The organism is Breznakiella homolactica (assembly GCF_016616095.2).
Classification (GTDB): Bacteria; Spirochaetota; Spirochaetia; order Treponematales; family Breznakiellaceae; genus Breznakiella; species Breznakiella homolactica.
The window spans coordinates 1,966,650-1,980,581 of the sequence record NZ_CP067089.2 but is presented as its reverse complement, the minus strand read 5'-3'; the positions used below and the strand labels follow the sequence as shown (position 1 = coordinate 1,980,581).

Annotated in this window: 10 protein-coding genes; 2 read left to right on the top strand and 8 right to left on the bottom strand. The window is 54.7% G+C overall.

Annotated features, from left to right (window positions below; translation table 11 throughout):
• Positions 1-81: 81 nt before the first annotated feature.
• The 6 genes from JFL75_RS09055 to argA all read right to left on the bottom strand — a co-directional run bounded on the left by JFL75_RS09055 (position 82) and on the right by argA (position 8,043).
• Positions 82-1,122, bottom strand: a complete 1,041-nt coding sequence (locus JFL75_RS09055; protein WP_215626360.1) for a M23 family metallopeptidase — start codon at positions 1,120-1,122, stop codon at positions 82-84.
• Positions 1,123-3,243 carry a single-stranded-DNA-specific exonuclease RecJ gene (gene recJ, locus JFL75_RS09050; RefSeq protein ID WP_215626359.1) on the bottom strand — a complete coding sequence of 707 codons (2,121 nt, stop codon included), beginning with the start codon at positions 3,241-3,243 and terminating at the stop codon, positions 1,123-1,125.
• The gene (locus JFL75_RS09045) at positions 3,240-4,550 is read right to left on the bottom strand and encodes a thymidine phosphorylase (RefSeq protein ID WP_215626358.1); all 1,311 of its coding nucleotides are present in this window, start codon (positions 4,548-4,550) and stop codon (positions 3,240-3,242) included. Before JFL75_RS09045 ends, recJ begins: the two co-directional genes overlap by 4 nt.
• 69 nt (positions 4,551-4,619) lie before the next feature.
• Positions 4,620-5,378 carry a DNA repair protein RecO gene (gene recO, locus JFL75_RS09040; protein WP_215626357.1) on the bottom strand — a complete coding sequence of 253 codons (759 nt, stop codon included), beginning with the start codon at positions 5,376-5,378 and terminating at the stop codon, positions 4,620-4,622.
• A 606-nt stretch (positions 5,379-5,984) separates the two neighbouring features.
• Entirely contained in the window at positions 5,985-6,557 is a 573-nt protein-coding gene (locus JFL75_RS09035) for a hypothetical protein (RefSeq protein ID WP_215626356.1), read from the bottom strand.
• A 148-nt stretch (positions 6,558-6,705) separates the two neighbouring features.
• Positions 6,706-8,043, bottom strand: coding sequence for an amino-acid N-acetyltransferase (argA, locus tag JFL75_RS09030; RefSeq protein WP_215626355.1), 1,338 nt, complete (start codon positions 8,041-8,043; stop codon positions 6,706-6,708).
• A 579-nt stretch (positions 8,044-8,622) separates the two neighbouring features.
• Here argA and lon point away from each other — a divergent pair.
• Both lon and JFL75_RS09020 read left to right on the top strand, forming a co-directional pair.
• A complete protein-coding gene (gene lon / locus JFL75_RS09025; RefSeq protein WP_215626354.1) occupies positions 8,623-11,067 on the top strand; it encodes an endopeptidase La in 2,445 nt (814 codons plus the stop codon).
• A 92-nt stretch (positions 11,068-11,159) separates the two neighbouring features.
• On the top strand, positions 11,160-11,561 hold the full coding sequence (locus tag JFL75_RS09020; RefSeq protein WP_215626353.1) for a hypothetical protein: 402 nt from the start codon (positions 11,160-11,162) through the stop codon (positions 11,559-11,561).
• Here JFL75_RS09020 and JFL75_RS09015 read toward each other — a convergent pair.
• Together JFL75_RS09015 and JFL75_RS09010 are read right to left on the bottom strand one after the other, a co-directional pair.
• Entirely contained in the window at positions 11,558-12,673 is a 1,116-nt protein-coding gene (locus tag JFL75_RS09015; RefSeq protein WP_223292808.1) for a tetratricopeptide repeat protein, read from the bottom strand. The genes JFL75_RS09020 and JFL75_RS09015 overlap by 4 nt on opposite strands.
• Positions 12,660-13,568: a PilZ domain-containing protein gene (locus tag JFL75_RS09010; RefSeq protein ID WP_223292807.1), complete on the bottom strand. Its 909-nt coding sequence runs from the start codon at positions 13,566-13,568 to the stop codon at positions 12,660-12,662. The genes JFL75_RS09015 and JFL75_RS09010 overlap by 14 nt, the downstream gene beginning before the upstream one ends.
• Between the last annotated feature and the right edge of the window lie 364 nt (positions 13,569-13,932).

The following is a 13,932-nucleotide window of genomic DNA, read 5'->3' as shown; positions in this document are numbered from 1 at the left end:
AAATCACCTCCCTTCCTGCCGCGGTAAAAATAAGTCCCCAAAAGGGACTTTTATATTAAGAATATCAAAGATATGCTTTTTCTAGCTTCCTATTGTACGGATTACCATTTCTTTGTCAAGAAGCGGCCGGCCGACCAGTACGTCGGGATCGGTATTCTCCCCGGCAATCCGTATTTCCCAGTGCAGGTGCGGTCCGGTGGACAGCCCCGTTGATCCGGATTCTCCCAGCAAGACGCCGGTTTCCACAAAATCGCCTTCATTGACCCCAAGTTTATCGAGATGGTAATACAGGGAATACACTCCGGGAAGGTGTTCGATTATCACGGAATTACCGGTGACAATGCGGAACGCCGAAAGCACCACCCTGCCCGGGGCGCAGGCTAGTACCGGGGTTCCCCTGGGGATGCCGTAGTCAACCCCGGCATGGATCGATGTCGCGGTTGAACCGTCGGTGTACCGGTATACCCGCCGGTCCCCGAAATGGCTCGTTCTCCGGGTTGAAGTCACCGGAGGCGAAAAAAGCCCTTCCGCGTGGATGTCCGTCCCGGTGGAGGAGATAATGGACCAGAGAATTTCCGATTCCCGGGTTTTCTGGGGATCAGGAACCGTCCTGATGTCGGTATTCCGCTGGTCCAGGGGAATTTCCTCGTGGACGAATTCCCGTTCCAGTATGGCCAGGGGAATGATGCCCAGGGATCCGTCGTTGTCCTCAAGCTGGATATGCGCCGGGCCTGACCGGGCCGTGGAGGGTACCGTCAGGAGCGCCGCCTTAACGGTGCCGCTGTCCAGGGGATAGTCGAAGAAAACAGCCCGGGAAAGGCGGCTCCCTTCACCGTTCATCAAAACGGCCCTGAGTTCCGGCGAATCGGGGAAATCGCTTCCCGGGGAAACCACCACGGTCAGGGGCTCCCCGGGGCGGATCCTGTCCGGGATCGCCGCGAAAACTGTCTTCGCGGGTTCCGGGGGCGTTTCGGGGTGCGGCGCTTCAGCCGCCGGAGTTTCCTGAACCTGGCTCTGATCCCGGCTCTGGGCGCATCCGGGAACGGATGTCAGAATCAGAAAAAATGCCAGAAGGGTGATAAAACGGTTCCACGATGAATATTTCCGCTGGTGTGCTGTCACTTAAGGCCGCCTTATATCGGTAATAATAAGCTGGGGGGTTTCAATTCCGTTGAACCAATTCCGGGACAGCCTGAACACGAGATCCACCGTATCCTCAAGGTCGAAATCCTTTTTTACTTTTTCGGCGGCCTGCCAGTACACCGCGGGCCACTTATGCCTGCCCGCGTCCAGGGTCAGTTTTACGTGTTTTGCCTCGGTCTTTCCCATGAGGTTGAGGTCCGTTACCTTAAGGCCCCGGGCCATGAATGTGAGAGGGCTGTTTCCCTCGCCGTACGGCTCGAACTGGTCCAGAAGTCTGAAAATATCCGGGGTAAGATAGGCCTGGGGCAGCTCCGCGTCTACAAGAATGGTTTCTTCATCGGTATCTTCCCTGAGCTCTATGGTATACACCGCCGCCTTGAGCCGTTCCTGGAAATCATCCCAGCGGTTCCGGTACATGCTGAAGCCCGCCGCGTAATCATGGCCGCCCCAGTCTATGAAAAGGTCGGCGCACTGTTCGAGGATTCCCCGGAGGTCGTACCCCTTAACCGAACGGAGGGAGCCCGTGGCGGTTTCCTCACCGAAGGATACCACCATGGCGGGAACCTTGAACCGGTTTACCAGGCGGGTGGCCATTATTCCCGTAACCCCGCGGATTATATTTTCACCCGCGGCGAGGACCATTTTGCTGCCGTAGGTTTCCAGGCTCTGTTCGGCCAGGGGCTCAACAATGGTCCATACGTCGCCCCCGAGTTTTTTCCGGTTTTCATTCATGGTGATGATTTCGTCGGCCAGGCGGTCCCGTTCCTTGGGATCCTTTTCCAGAAGCAGGGCAACGGCCTTGTCGGGGCTGCCCATGCGGCCCGCCGCGTTTATTGCGGGGCAGAGCTGCCAGGAGATTTCCTGGGTGCCGATGTGCCGCCCGGCGAGGCCGAGTTTGAAAAGGAGATTGGAAAGGCCGGGCCGCGCTTTTTTCATAAGCGCCGCGATACCGCCCCGGACAATGATCCGGTTTTCATCCCTGAGGGGCATGAGATCCGCCAGGGTCCCCAGGGCCGCGAGCTGCAGATCTTCGGGGTCGTCTTCGCCGAAGAAATTTTCCCGCCGCTGGACAAACGTAATGAACAGGTTTATCAGTATGTCCAGTTCGGTGAGGGGATTCTCGGAATACCGGGCAATCCGGGAGAGTTCTTTGATCCTCAGCAGGCTCTTGCCGGCGGTGGAGGGAATGTCCCGGCCTATTTCCGGGGCGAGATCCATGATGTAGAATTCCGTGCCGTTGCCGAATATCTTTGCCAGGGTTTTCTTCTGCAGGGGAACGTCCCATGCCAGTATCTGCTGTCCCTGGAGAAACCCGGGTATCCGGGTTTCCCCGAGACTGACCATGCCGGGGACCACGGTTTCCGTGAGACGGTCGATCTCGGCGAGGTTCCGCATTTTGACGATTTCGATGATGAACGCGTCGTTGGCGGGCCGGGTATTGAGAATGCACAGGGGCTGGCCGTAGAGTTCACTTTTCAGGGCGAAGCGCAGAGCCGAAACGAGCTTGTACGCCACCCCGCATCCCGCCAGATCCCGGAAGGGGTAGGGGGAATCCCTGAGCTTGGGGTTTACGATGGTCAGGGCCTGGGGAAGGTCATCCTGGGGATTGTGGTGGTCGGTAACAATCACATCCACCCCCAGTTCCGCCGCCCGGGCAATTTCCGCGATATTGGAAATACCGCAGTCCACTGTAATAATCAAGGTCCCGTAATCGGCGGCGAATTCCTCTACAGCCTTAACCGAAAGTCCGTAGGATTCATCCCCCATGGGGACCTGCCACCGGACATCCATGCCGAGATCCATGAGGAAGGATGAAAGGAGGGCGGTACTGGTTATGCCGTCCACATCCCGGTCCCCGAATACCAGAATTTTTTCACCCTCTTCCTTGGCGGCCAGGATACGGTCTACCGCGTCCTCCATGCCCGGAAGCTCAAAGGGGTTCCTGAGATACCGGGGATCGTCCTCAAGAAAATACCGGATGGTTTCACCCTCCGTAAGTCCCCGCCGGGCAAGAATAGAGGCGGTCAGAAGATCACATCCGTACTTGGCGGACAGATCCTTGACGAGTTCCGCGGGAACTTCTTTTTTTTCCCAATTCATGCTGATGCGATTTCCTTCAGTATTAGCGTTCGTTTCGGTGGCGGGGCGTCTCCGTAGGTGACGGCTTTCTGCAGCTGCGGGAGCGCCGCGGCCAGGCCGGCTTCGTCTTTTCCCCAGACGGTCATGATGGTGTCGCCCTGCCGGACGGCATCGCCGCCTTTTTTATGGAACTGGACCCCGGCGGTGGGGCTCACGGCGTCTTCTTTGCGGTTCCGCCCGACACCGAGCTGGACCCCGGCGTGGCCGACTTCCCAGGCGTCTACCCGGGAAATGTAGCCGGATTTTTCCGCTTTGATCTCCGCCGCAAAGGAGGACCGGCAGGTACCCCGCAGCTCCAGGAGTTTGCCGATATCCCCGCCCTGGCTTTGTACATTGTCCAGGAAGAGCTGCCGGGGCGTCCCTTCCGCCAGGGCTTCCTCACAGAGTTTTCTCCCCTGATCGGCGTCCTTTGCCTTGCCGCCCAGGACGGCCATGCGGGCCGCCAGGGCCAGGGTTACTTCCATGAGGTCTCCGGGGCCTTTCCCTTCGAGACAGTCCAGGCTTTCCTCAACCTCCAGGAAATTGCCCACCATATTTCCCAGGGGTTCGTTCATATCCGTAAGAAGGGCAATGATTTTCTTGCCCATGGCCGCCCCGGTATCCACCAGGGAACGGGCTAGTTTTTCCCCGTCTTCCGGGTCTTTCATAAAGGCTCCGGACCCGAATTTTACATCCAGCACCAGAGCGTCGGCGCCTTCGGCGACTTTTTTGGAAAGAATACTGGCGGTTATCAGGGGAATCGACTCCACGGTCCCGCTGACATCCCTGAGGGCGTAGAGCAGACGGTCCGCGGGGACGATTTCCTTGGTCTGACCGGTCATGGCAAAACCGTCCTTGAGGAGTATTTCCTTGAACTGCGCCACCGTCAGGTCCGTGCGGTAGCCGGGGATGGATTCCAGCTTATCCAGGGTCCCGCCGGTATGTCCCAGGGCGCGGCCGGACATCATGGGGTCCCGGATCCCCAGAGCGGCAACCAGGGGCGCCAGGATGAGGCTGGTTTTGTCTCCAACGCCGCCGGTGGAATGCTTATCCACAAAAGGACCGGGGAGGCCGGATAGGTCAATGGTTTCCCCGGATTTAAGCATGACCTCGGTGAGGTAAGCGGTTTCCCGGGGAGTCATTCCCTGAAAATACACCGCCATTGCCCAGGCCGAGACCTGGTAATCGGGGATAGTTCCTTCCACGTACCCCATAATGAGAAATTCTATTTCCTCCCGGGATAATTCCTTCCCGGACCGCTTGTTCATGATGATATCAACCGCCCGCATGGTTCCCCTCCTGGATATTAAATACAGACCGCGGACGGCGTTTTATCCTTCCGCATTTTTAGATTCGAATTACCGGACATCCCAGGAAGCGAGCCGCCGGCCCAGTGCCCCGGTGAGGATTCCCGTGACCAGGGTTTTTGCCTGGGCGGCGGAAGCCGTATCCAGGGTATACCGATGCAGTTCCGCGGGATGTATGCTGCCGGCGACTGTGAGCCACCGCCTGACCCCGGGATTGACCGGGAGATAGGCCCCGCTGTTTGCCGGATCCATGTGGTCCGTACACCGGCGGCAGACAAAGGCTCCTTCCTGTTTTGAGTACCATAATAGCTCATCGGCGGGGCATTCACAAGCGCAGGATGCGCAGGTATCCGTATGGGGCTGTACACCGAGTACATTGGCCCAGTTCCAGAGAAACTGAACCAGAAGAATCGCCGCTCCCCGTTCATCCGCGGTGTCCAGGGCATCCAGGGTCGCGTCCGCCAGGGTAAGGGCTTCGTCCCAATTCCCGCCGCCGCCGTGGCCCGCGAGAATTGTTTCCGCCAGCGCCCCCGCCGCGATGGTCCGTTCGTACTGTTCCCGGATCCCCGGCCGCCAGGACCGGACATCGAAGTCGCTTACCTTGCGGCTGTCCTTAGCCGGATCCCGGTAAATCCAGAGGGTTCCCCGGTGGAAAGGCGCCACATGGGAACGGAGTTTGCTCTTGGGCCCGCCGTACAGAATTGCCCGGACGATCCCCTCTTCGGGGGTGAGGAAAAAGGCTTCCCGGTTGGATTCGCCCGACGGGCGTACCCGCAGGACCAGGGCTTCATAGGTAACACTTCGGGACATATACTAATGGTAACACCCCGGGGATAAAACGTACAGCAATGGACGCGGAAAATACGGAGTCTTTCAAGCCGGAAAGCGCCCGGGGAGTACCGGTACCGCGGGGCCCGTCAGATGAAAAAAACACCGCAAAGCGGTATTTCTTTTCATCTGACACCCGGCGTTACCATCACGGCCGGGCGCTTTCCGGCTTAACCGGCTCTGTACTGCCCTGTGGAGGAGGGCTGCGTGAGGCCGGAGGACCCCACTCGTCGGCCTTTGGCATCGAAAGCCACTCATCCCCTTACCTATGTGACACCCAGCGTTACCATCACGGCCGGGCACTTTCCGACTCTGTGCTGTCCGGTCAGCGAGGGGGCTGTGTCGGCCTCCGGCCTCGGGAGTCATTTATCGTTACAGCTATACGACGTTTGCCGAGCGCAACCGGCGCGAGGCAAATGTGGTTGAGCGGAGGCGTGGGAAGCACAGCTGACCTAGCCGTAGCGAAACCCGAGGAGGCCCAAAGGGCCGACGCGGCGTATAGCGTTTGTTATGTACCGTATTTTTGTCGTTCAGTTTTATACATTATTTTTATCCACACTTTTCATATTTATATCCATTATATTCAATTCAAAAAAAAATATTTTCAATAATATTTATTTTATTATTCTCAATAATTTTCATATCATCATTGGAAAAAAGTTTCTTTATTCTATTTATATTATTTAAATTAACATTTTCAAATATTTTTTTATTATCATATACTTCATTTACTCTATTTTTATATTCCGCATTTTTATTTGCTTCTTCTATAAAAAGAATAAATACCATAACAGTAAAATTAGTATAATCTTTATATGTTATATTATTTAATGAATGAAATTCATTGAATATAATATTAAGCTCTTCTGGTATATTATTTATTAATTTATAATATTTATCAAAAAACAATGCCTCATTCAAACTTTCATTTATGTCAATTACTCTTACTAAATAATTAAAAAAATCATCTTCAATACCAAAAAAATCATTATATTTTTGTACTAAATTAGTAAAATATATGTGGTATTCCAGTTTATCATATTCAGTAGTTAATGATAAAACAATATCATCAGTAAAATTGCAATCAATTCTTTCGAAATTATTTTTACATGCAAAAAATGGTATTAATAAAATTAATAATAATACTATTTTCCTGCTCATGTACATTATTTAATAATCCTTCATTCTCTATTGTCAATAAATAATTTAAAAAATATGGCACATATCGCCATTTCTATGTGATCCTCGGTGTTACCTGCCGTTAGGTATAGGAATTTCCCGGCTCTATATTTGCCCGGGGAAAGGCAGGCTACTGGATGTCCAGGGCGAAGATCTTGCTTTTCCGGTCTTTGTCGTAGTACGCCCGTTTCCGTTCCGGGAGGCTGCTTAGGGGGACTTCCTTAAAGCCCAGGAACTCGAACCAGTCCTGGGTCTTGGTGGTCAGTACAAAGACCCTCTGGAATCCCTGCTTCTGGGCCCTGTCCGCCAGATACCGGACGAGCCTCCTGCCGAGACCCATGTGACCGTAGGCCGGGTCCGTGGCAATGGCCGCGATTTCTCCCTGGGCGTCACCCCAGTCATGGAGTGCCGCACAGGCATGCACCGAACCGTCTATTTCGAACACCGCGTAATCGTCTTTTCTTTCCTGAACATCTTCGGCGGTCCGGCGGAGCAGGACCCCCTGCTGCATGAGGGGTTCCATGAGCCGGAGCACGTCGGCGATATCCTTTGTTTTTAAGGGCCGTATGGATTCGTATTCGTCGCCGTAGACCATGGTGCCGGCGCCGAGGTTTGAGAAGAGTTCCCTGAGAACAGCCCCTTCCTCCCGGCCGTCCACCAGATGGACCCGTTCCACCCCGGCTTTTGAGGCCCTCAGGGCCAGATCAATCTCATTCAGGGGTTTATCCTCGCCGCCGCTTTCCCGGTTTTCCCGGTTCTGTTCCAGGATCTGCTCAGCTTCCTGGGGGGTGAGCCGGATGATGCGGTCGTTTTCACCGAGCTGTATACTTTCGGGGATGCGGTACCTGTCCGGCCGCAGCCCCTTTTCAACGGAGATGATGAACAGTTTTACCGCCCCCAGGGCCGCCGACGCCGCCAGGGCTATTTCGTCGCTGGGCACATTGTAGGGTTTTCCCGTGGCGCTCCAGCCGATGCAGGGCAGAATAGGAATCATCCCCAGGTCGAGGATGCGCCGCAGGGGATTGACGAGGATTTTATCCACCGTGCCGGTATGGGCCATATCCGTACCGTTCACCACCCCAAGTCCCCGGGCCCGGACGAAATTGCCGATCACCGCGTCCGCCCGGTCCGCGGAAAGGCCGGTCATATACCGGGTGGCTACGTTAAAGGCCGCCATCTTCACAAAGGGAATAGCCGCTTCCGTGGTTATCCGGGTACTGCCGGCGTAGGTGGAAACAATTCCGTACTCCCGGAGTACCGAATCGATCCATTCCTTTGAACCGGGAATGATCACCACCCGGATACCGGTCCGGGCAAGCAGCGCCAGATCCTTCATCAGATACGGAAACCCCGGATCCTCGGTAACGGGAAAATCCACTTTAAACACCATGGTGGTGCCGTCAAAGCGGTTCTGATAATGGAACGCTTCCCTGATGAGGTCCACCTGGGACCGGATCGACTGGCTCATACCGTAATTGTAATACGGGAAGCCCCAATGCGGAAAGGGGGAGCACAGAGACTGACAATCCGGAAAGCACCCGGGTTTTACCAGTTCCGCGGGGCCCGTCACAGAGAAACGGTGATGGCGCGTGTCCTTTGGACACGACTCAGCAGCCTTCGGCCTCCAAAGTCGTGTTATACGAAAAACCCGGCGGTACCAGTACGGCCCGGGTGCTTTCTGGCTTAACCGGCTCGGTGCTGCCCCGGTCAGGCGGGCGGCTCCCCCTGCGGACGGGCTTCCTCACCCGCTGTGCCGTTCCTGATGTGCGGTCTCACAGAGCCCGCACTGTTGCATTATCCAACGGGTTCGGCTATCCCGTCCTACCCCCGCTTCTGGTTCCTGGGTGCAGGGATGAATGGTGGCGGGGTGGTGTGGTTCCGCCGGTTAACTGTATCGCAGCAGTGAAGAATACCCGGGAAGTCTCCCTTTTCTTGCCTTTTCATATAAATTTTACGATATTTAAAATTGATATAAAAATTCCAAAACCCGGAGTTACGGCTTCGTATCTCTCAGTAAAAACCAAAATTAATGCAAAGGACGGTTCGTATGTCCGAACAAAGTGTAGTACCTATTGATCAAATTCTCCCGAACAAACTTCCCCTGGTAGCCCTCATGGGCCGCCCGATTTTTCCCGGGATTTTTACACCGATCATGATCGGCAACCCCAATGATGTTAAAGTCGTGGACGACGCCGTCGCCGGGGACGGGCTCATCGGCCTGGTTATGCTCATAAACGAAACCGAAACCCCTACCATTGAAGATCTGTACAAGGTCGGCACGGTGGCGAAGATCGTAAAAAAGATCAATCTTCCCGACGGGGGGGTGAATATATTTATTTCAACCTTGAAGCGGTTCAAGATAAAGAAAACCCTTAACCCCTCGGATCCGATTGTGGCGGCGGTGGAATACCTGGAGGATGAAGGGGACAACACCAGCGAAGTTAAGGCCCTTACCCGGGCCCTGATCAGCGAGATGAAGCAGATATCGGAGAACAACCCGCTGTTCTCCGAGGAGATGCGCCTCAATATGATCAACATAGACCATCCCGGTAAAATTGCCGACTTTATCGCCAGCATCCTCAACATCGACAAAACGGAACAGCAGAAAATCCTGGAAATCCTCAACGTCCGCAAACGGATGGAGCAGGTCCTCATATTCATCAAGAAGGAACAGGAACTTCTCAGGATTCAGAAAAAAATCCAGAAAGAAATCAACGAAAAGATCGAAAAATCCCAGCGGGATTATTTTCTCAAGGAAGAGCTCAAGGCCATCAAAAACGAACTGGGTCTTGCCACGGATGCCAAAAGCTCCGAATACCAGCGGTTCAAGGAAAAGCTGGATGAGTTTAAATTCGAAGGCGAGATAAAGGAAACCGTGGACCAGGAGCTGGAAAAGTTCAAGCTTATGGATCCCAATTCCAGTGAATTCATCGTTACCCGGAACTACCTCGATACGATTGTGAGCCTTCCCTGGAACGATCCGGAACCGGAGTATTTCGACCTGGCCAAGGCAACGTCGGTCCTCGAAGAGGACCACTACGGGCTCAAGGATGTGAAGAGCCGTATCGTGGAATACCTGGCGGTCCGGAAACTCCGGAAGGATACCAAAGGTTCCATTGTCTGTCTCGTGGGGCCTCCCGGGGTGGGGAAAACCTCCGTGGGCCGCTCCATCGCCCGGGCGCTGGGCAAAGAGTTTTTCCGCTTCTCCGTGGGGGGCATGCGGGACGAGGCTGAAATTAAAGGCCACCGGCGGACCTATATCGGCGCCATGCCCGGCAAGATCATCCAGGGGCTTAAGATCGTCAAAACCAAAGACCCGGTGTTTATGATTGATGAAATCGACAAGATGGGTTCCAGTTTCCAGGGGGATCCTTCCAGCGCGCTGCTGGAGGTGCTCGATCCCGAGCAGAACTACAGCTTCCGGGACCACTACCTGGATCTGCCCTTTGATGTTTCCCATATTTTCTTCATCGTCACCGCCAATACCCTGGATACGATTCCGCTGCCCCTGCTGGACCGTATGGAAATTATCCAGCTCCCGGGCTACATTGACACGGAAAAACTGGAAATCGCCAAACGGTACCTTATTCCCAAAAGCCTCGAGAAAAGCGGGCTTAAGAAACACCAGGTTAAATACAGCAAGGACGCGCTGCTTTATATCGCCAACGGCTACGCCCGGGAGGCGGGGGTCCGTACCTTCGAGAAAAACCTCGATAAGATAAACCGCAAGCTGGCCAAGCGGATTGTGGAAACCGAAGAAACCGCCCCGGCCCCGGAGGTTCCGAAAAACGGGAAGGCCAAGGAAACGAAGGCTAAGGACGTAAAAGCGAAGGAGCCGAAATCCAAAGTCCCGGAGCCCGTTGAAAAATTCAGCATCGAGAAACCGCAGGTTGAAGAATACCTGGGGAAACCCATTTTCCCGGAAGGGGAGGTCAAGAAAGCCGACCGCCCGGGTATGTCCGTGGGTCTGGCCTGGACCAGCCTGGGCGGGGATACCCTGGTTATCGAAGCCATTTCCCTGCCCGGCAAGGAAGGGCTTACCCTTACCGGAAAGATGGGCGAAACCATGAAGGAGTCCGCCACCATTGCCATGACCTACGCCCGGAAGCTGGCCGCGGAGAAATACGGGGTCAGCACCGAATGGTTTGAGAAAAACCATATCCATCTCCATATCCCCGAGGGAGCCACCCCCAAGGACGGACCTTCCGCGGGAATAACCATGGCCACGGCACTGCTTTCGCTCATCCGGAACAAAAAGATAACCGACCGGCTGGTCATGACCGGCGAACTCAGCCTCACCGGCCAGGTGCTGCCCATCGGCGGGCTCAAGGAAAAAACCATAGCCGCCCGGCGGAACCACGCCAAGCATATCATCATCCCGAAGCAGAATACCCGCGACCTGGATGAGATTCCCGATTATGTTAAAAAAGGAATTGAATTCCACCCCGTGGAACGGTTTGAGGAAGTTATCGCCCTGGCCTTACCGGGCTGATCCGGAGCCTATCCGGCGGGGAACCCGTTTCCCCTGCCGGAGGACTGTGGTATAGTCGGTTCAGATTTTCCGCAGCTATCCATGGGGGCGCCGTGTATATTCACCCGAAACTCCGGGCATTCGAAAAGCAGCTTGATGCCCTGTTCCATGAGATTGACAATATTCTGGAAGACCACTGGGGTGATTGTTTCCCCCTGCATCCCAACCGCCCCAAACGGGGCGCCACCGATAACCCCGAAATGGATGGTCTCTTTGAGATTGCCCCCGACTTTACCGCGGGCTTAAGTTCGGAACATGGCCGGGGGTATATTGTTTCCTTCCGGGTGGCGACCCTGGACAAAGTTCCTTATGAGCAGTTTGAAGGTTTTATGGCCGAGGCGGCGAAGCTGCTGCAGCAGAAACTGCCGGATTACTTCCCCGACCGTAAGCTTGAGGTAGTCCGGGACGGAAAACGGTTTAAGATAATCGGTGATTTTTCCCTGGGAGAAACCTAATCGTCAAACCGGGAAAGGTATTGCAGCGCCACGGGATCTTCCGGTTCCAGCTCAAGCACGGTCCTGAAAAACGCCGCCGCTTCCGCGTCGTCGCCGTTTTTGAGGGCCAGGATACCCAGATTGGATATAATTTTGACGTTTTCCGGCTCCTCCGAGAGGGCGGCCTCCAGTTCCTTACGGGCGCCCTTGAGATCGTTGGTTTCCATGAGGCAGATGGCCAGCTCGTTCCGGGTATCGGCGTTGTCGCCTCCCAGTTCTATGGCTTTCCTGAACGCGGCGGCGGCGTCTTCCCACCGTTCCAGCCTGCGCAGCCCCCAGCCGAGGATGAACCAGCCGTTCCAAACATCAGGATGGCGCTCGAGGAAATTCCTCGCTTTGTTGATGCCTTCGGTTTCATTGCCCATGCGGATAAAGTCATAGGCTTCCCGGAATATCTCATCGTCCAGGCTGCGGGTTTCGATTTCCCTGACAATCTTCTGGGCACGGTCCTTTTTTTCGGGGTCATCCGAAAGGGGAATATATTTTGAAAAATACTCCCGGGCTTTGTCAAAGTTTCTCCGTTTCATAAAGAAGAACGCGCCGTTGAACAGGGCGTTGGGAAAGGGCGGATCCAGGGCGAGAACTTCCTTATAAACCCCATGGGCCCGTTCATTTTCCGCCTCTGCTTCCTCCTCCCGTCCGGCCCGTTCCAGGGCATCGGCGCGGTCCTCCAGGACCAGGGCTGTATTGAGCAGCACCACCGGGGACGCGGGGAAGAGTCCTTTGAGGGCGGCGAATATTTCCAGCGCCATATCGTAATCACCGTTCCGCGCCTTGAGGATCGCCGCTTCGGAGAATTCCCCCAGAATATCGGGTTTGACCGCCAGGACAAAACGGCGGTAGTAATCGGCGTCCTCACCGCCGGGATTTTCCGACACCACCCGGATCATGCCCGAGAGGATCATTTCCCAGGAAAGGTTCTCCAGATCAAGGTCTTTTTCTCCCGGGGGAAGTTCCACCGGGATGGGAATGGACGGATCAATGCTGAAATTACCGCCTGACTCGGCTTCGACCCTGCCCCGGAGTGATTCCGGAACGGACAAAAAAACAATCCCGTTTTTACTGCTGTTCACTTGGTTCCTCATCCCCGTTCTCCCGGGGTGGCTCCGCCGCGGGCGGTTCCGGCGCCGGCTTCGGGACGGTGCTTACCGAATGGTCATTCCGGCTATCCGCCCGTGTCTGGCCGAGGAAATCGTTGACCCGTATTTTATAGCCCATGGGAATCTGGGTTTCGTTGAAAAGCACCGCCAGGGCAAGCAGTTCCTTCCGTCCCTCAACTTCCTCGGTCCGGATAAATTTCCCCTTCAATAGATAGCTTTCCCGGGGATCGTCGAAATCGACCCGCAGGGCGATATCCTTGTTTACCAGGAATTTCGAGACCCCCATCATGATGATCTTCGCGCCGGAAAAGGAAATGTCCCTGAGTATGCAGCGCCGGGGAACACCCTGGATAAAAACCGCGCTGTCCTTGGAATACAGCTTCATTTTCCTGATGATATCCGGGGTAAGGAGAATGCGTTCCTCCCGCCGTTTGGCGGAATTGATATTGGCATCCAGGAGCCTCCCCATGATTTCGATAAGGTCGTCCGGGGGCCGCTGAATAAACTGAAGGTGGAAAACTCCAACATCCTTGGAATTGTTGTAGGGAATATATCCCACGGATTTGGCGGAGACGAAAAACGCCACCGGCGATCCGGTATCGGCGCTTTTGAAACAAAAACGGAGACTCACCAGATTGTTCGCCTGCTGAAGTTTCTGGAGCAGTCCCGAATTGACATTGGTTACAACTTTCGCGCCCTGGAACGATGAGGAATAGATTACGCAGGGCCAGAAATCACCCAGGCACTTCAGTACTACCTGCTGGGTTATCAGGCCGGTTACCTGAATAATTTCTTTCGTGTAGGTAACATCTATGGTTTTATAGCGTTCATAATAGGCAACCAGTTTCTGGCTCGTTAAAACACCCATGTTATAGAACTATAATTCGCAATCCCGGTAAAGGTCAATCGCGGGATGCATCAGGACACGTGCATTATGCGCATTAACCGGCACAGAAGCATGGAAATACAATGTCCGCGGGGCCCGTCGGATGAAAAAATATCCGCGGAGCGGTATTTCTTTCATCCGACACCCGGCGCTGCCATTTTGACACCATGCTTCTGTGCCGCTGTTCTGGATAAATGCAGGTGTCCTGCTTTTGCGGGGGCTGGGGTGTGGGGGACTCTGCTGGTATGGTGTGGAGGCCGACAGCGGGAAGTGCTGCCATTATGCGGTGTCTGGGTGAGGGTGAACGATACCAGCTATCGGTGCTATGCCCTATACAGACTATTCA

Coding starts and splice junctions, on each gene's coding strand:
- recJ (WP_215626359.1), bottom strand. CDS start 3,243: ATGAATTGGGAAAAAAAAGAAGTTCCCGCGGAACTCGTCAAGGATCTG.
- JFL75_RS09045 (WP_215626358.1), bottom strand. CDS start 4,550: ATGCGGGCGGTTGATATCATCATGAACAAGCGGTCCGGGAAGGAATTA.
- recO (WP_215626357.1), bottom strand. CDS start 5,378: ATGTCCCGAAGTGTTACCTATGAAGCCCTGGTCCTGCGGGTACGCCCG.
- JFL75_RS09035 (WP_215626356.1), bottom strand. CDS start 6,557: ATGAGCAGGAAAATAGTATTATTATTAATTTTATTAATACCATTTTTT.
- argA (WP_215626355.1), bottom strand. CDS start 8,043: ATGAGCCAGTCGATCCGGTCCCAGGTGGACCTCATCAGGGAAGCGTTC.
- lon (WP_215626354.1), top strand. CDS start 8,623: ATGTCCGAACAAAGTGTAGTACCTATTGATCAAATTCTCCCGAACAAA.
- JFL75_RS09010 (WP_223292807.1), bottom strand. CDS start 13,568: ATGGGTGTTTTAACGAGCCAGAAACTGGTTGCCTATTATGAACGCTAT.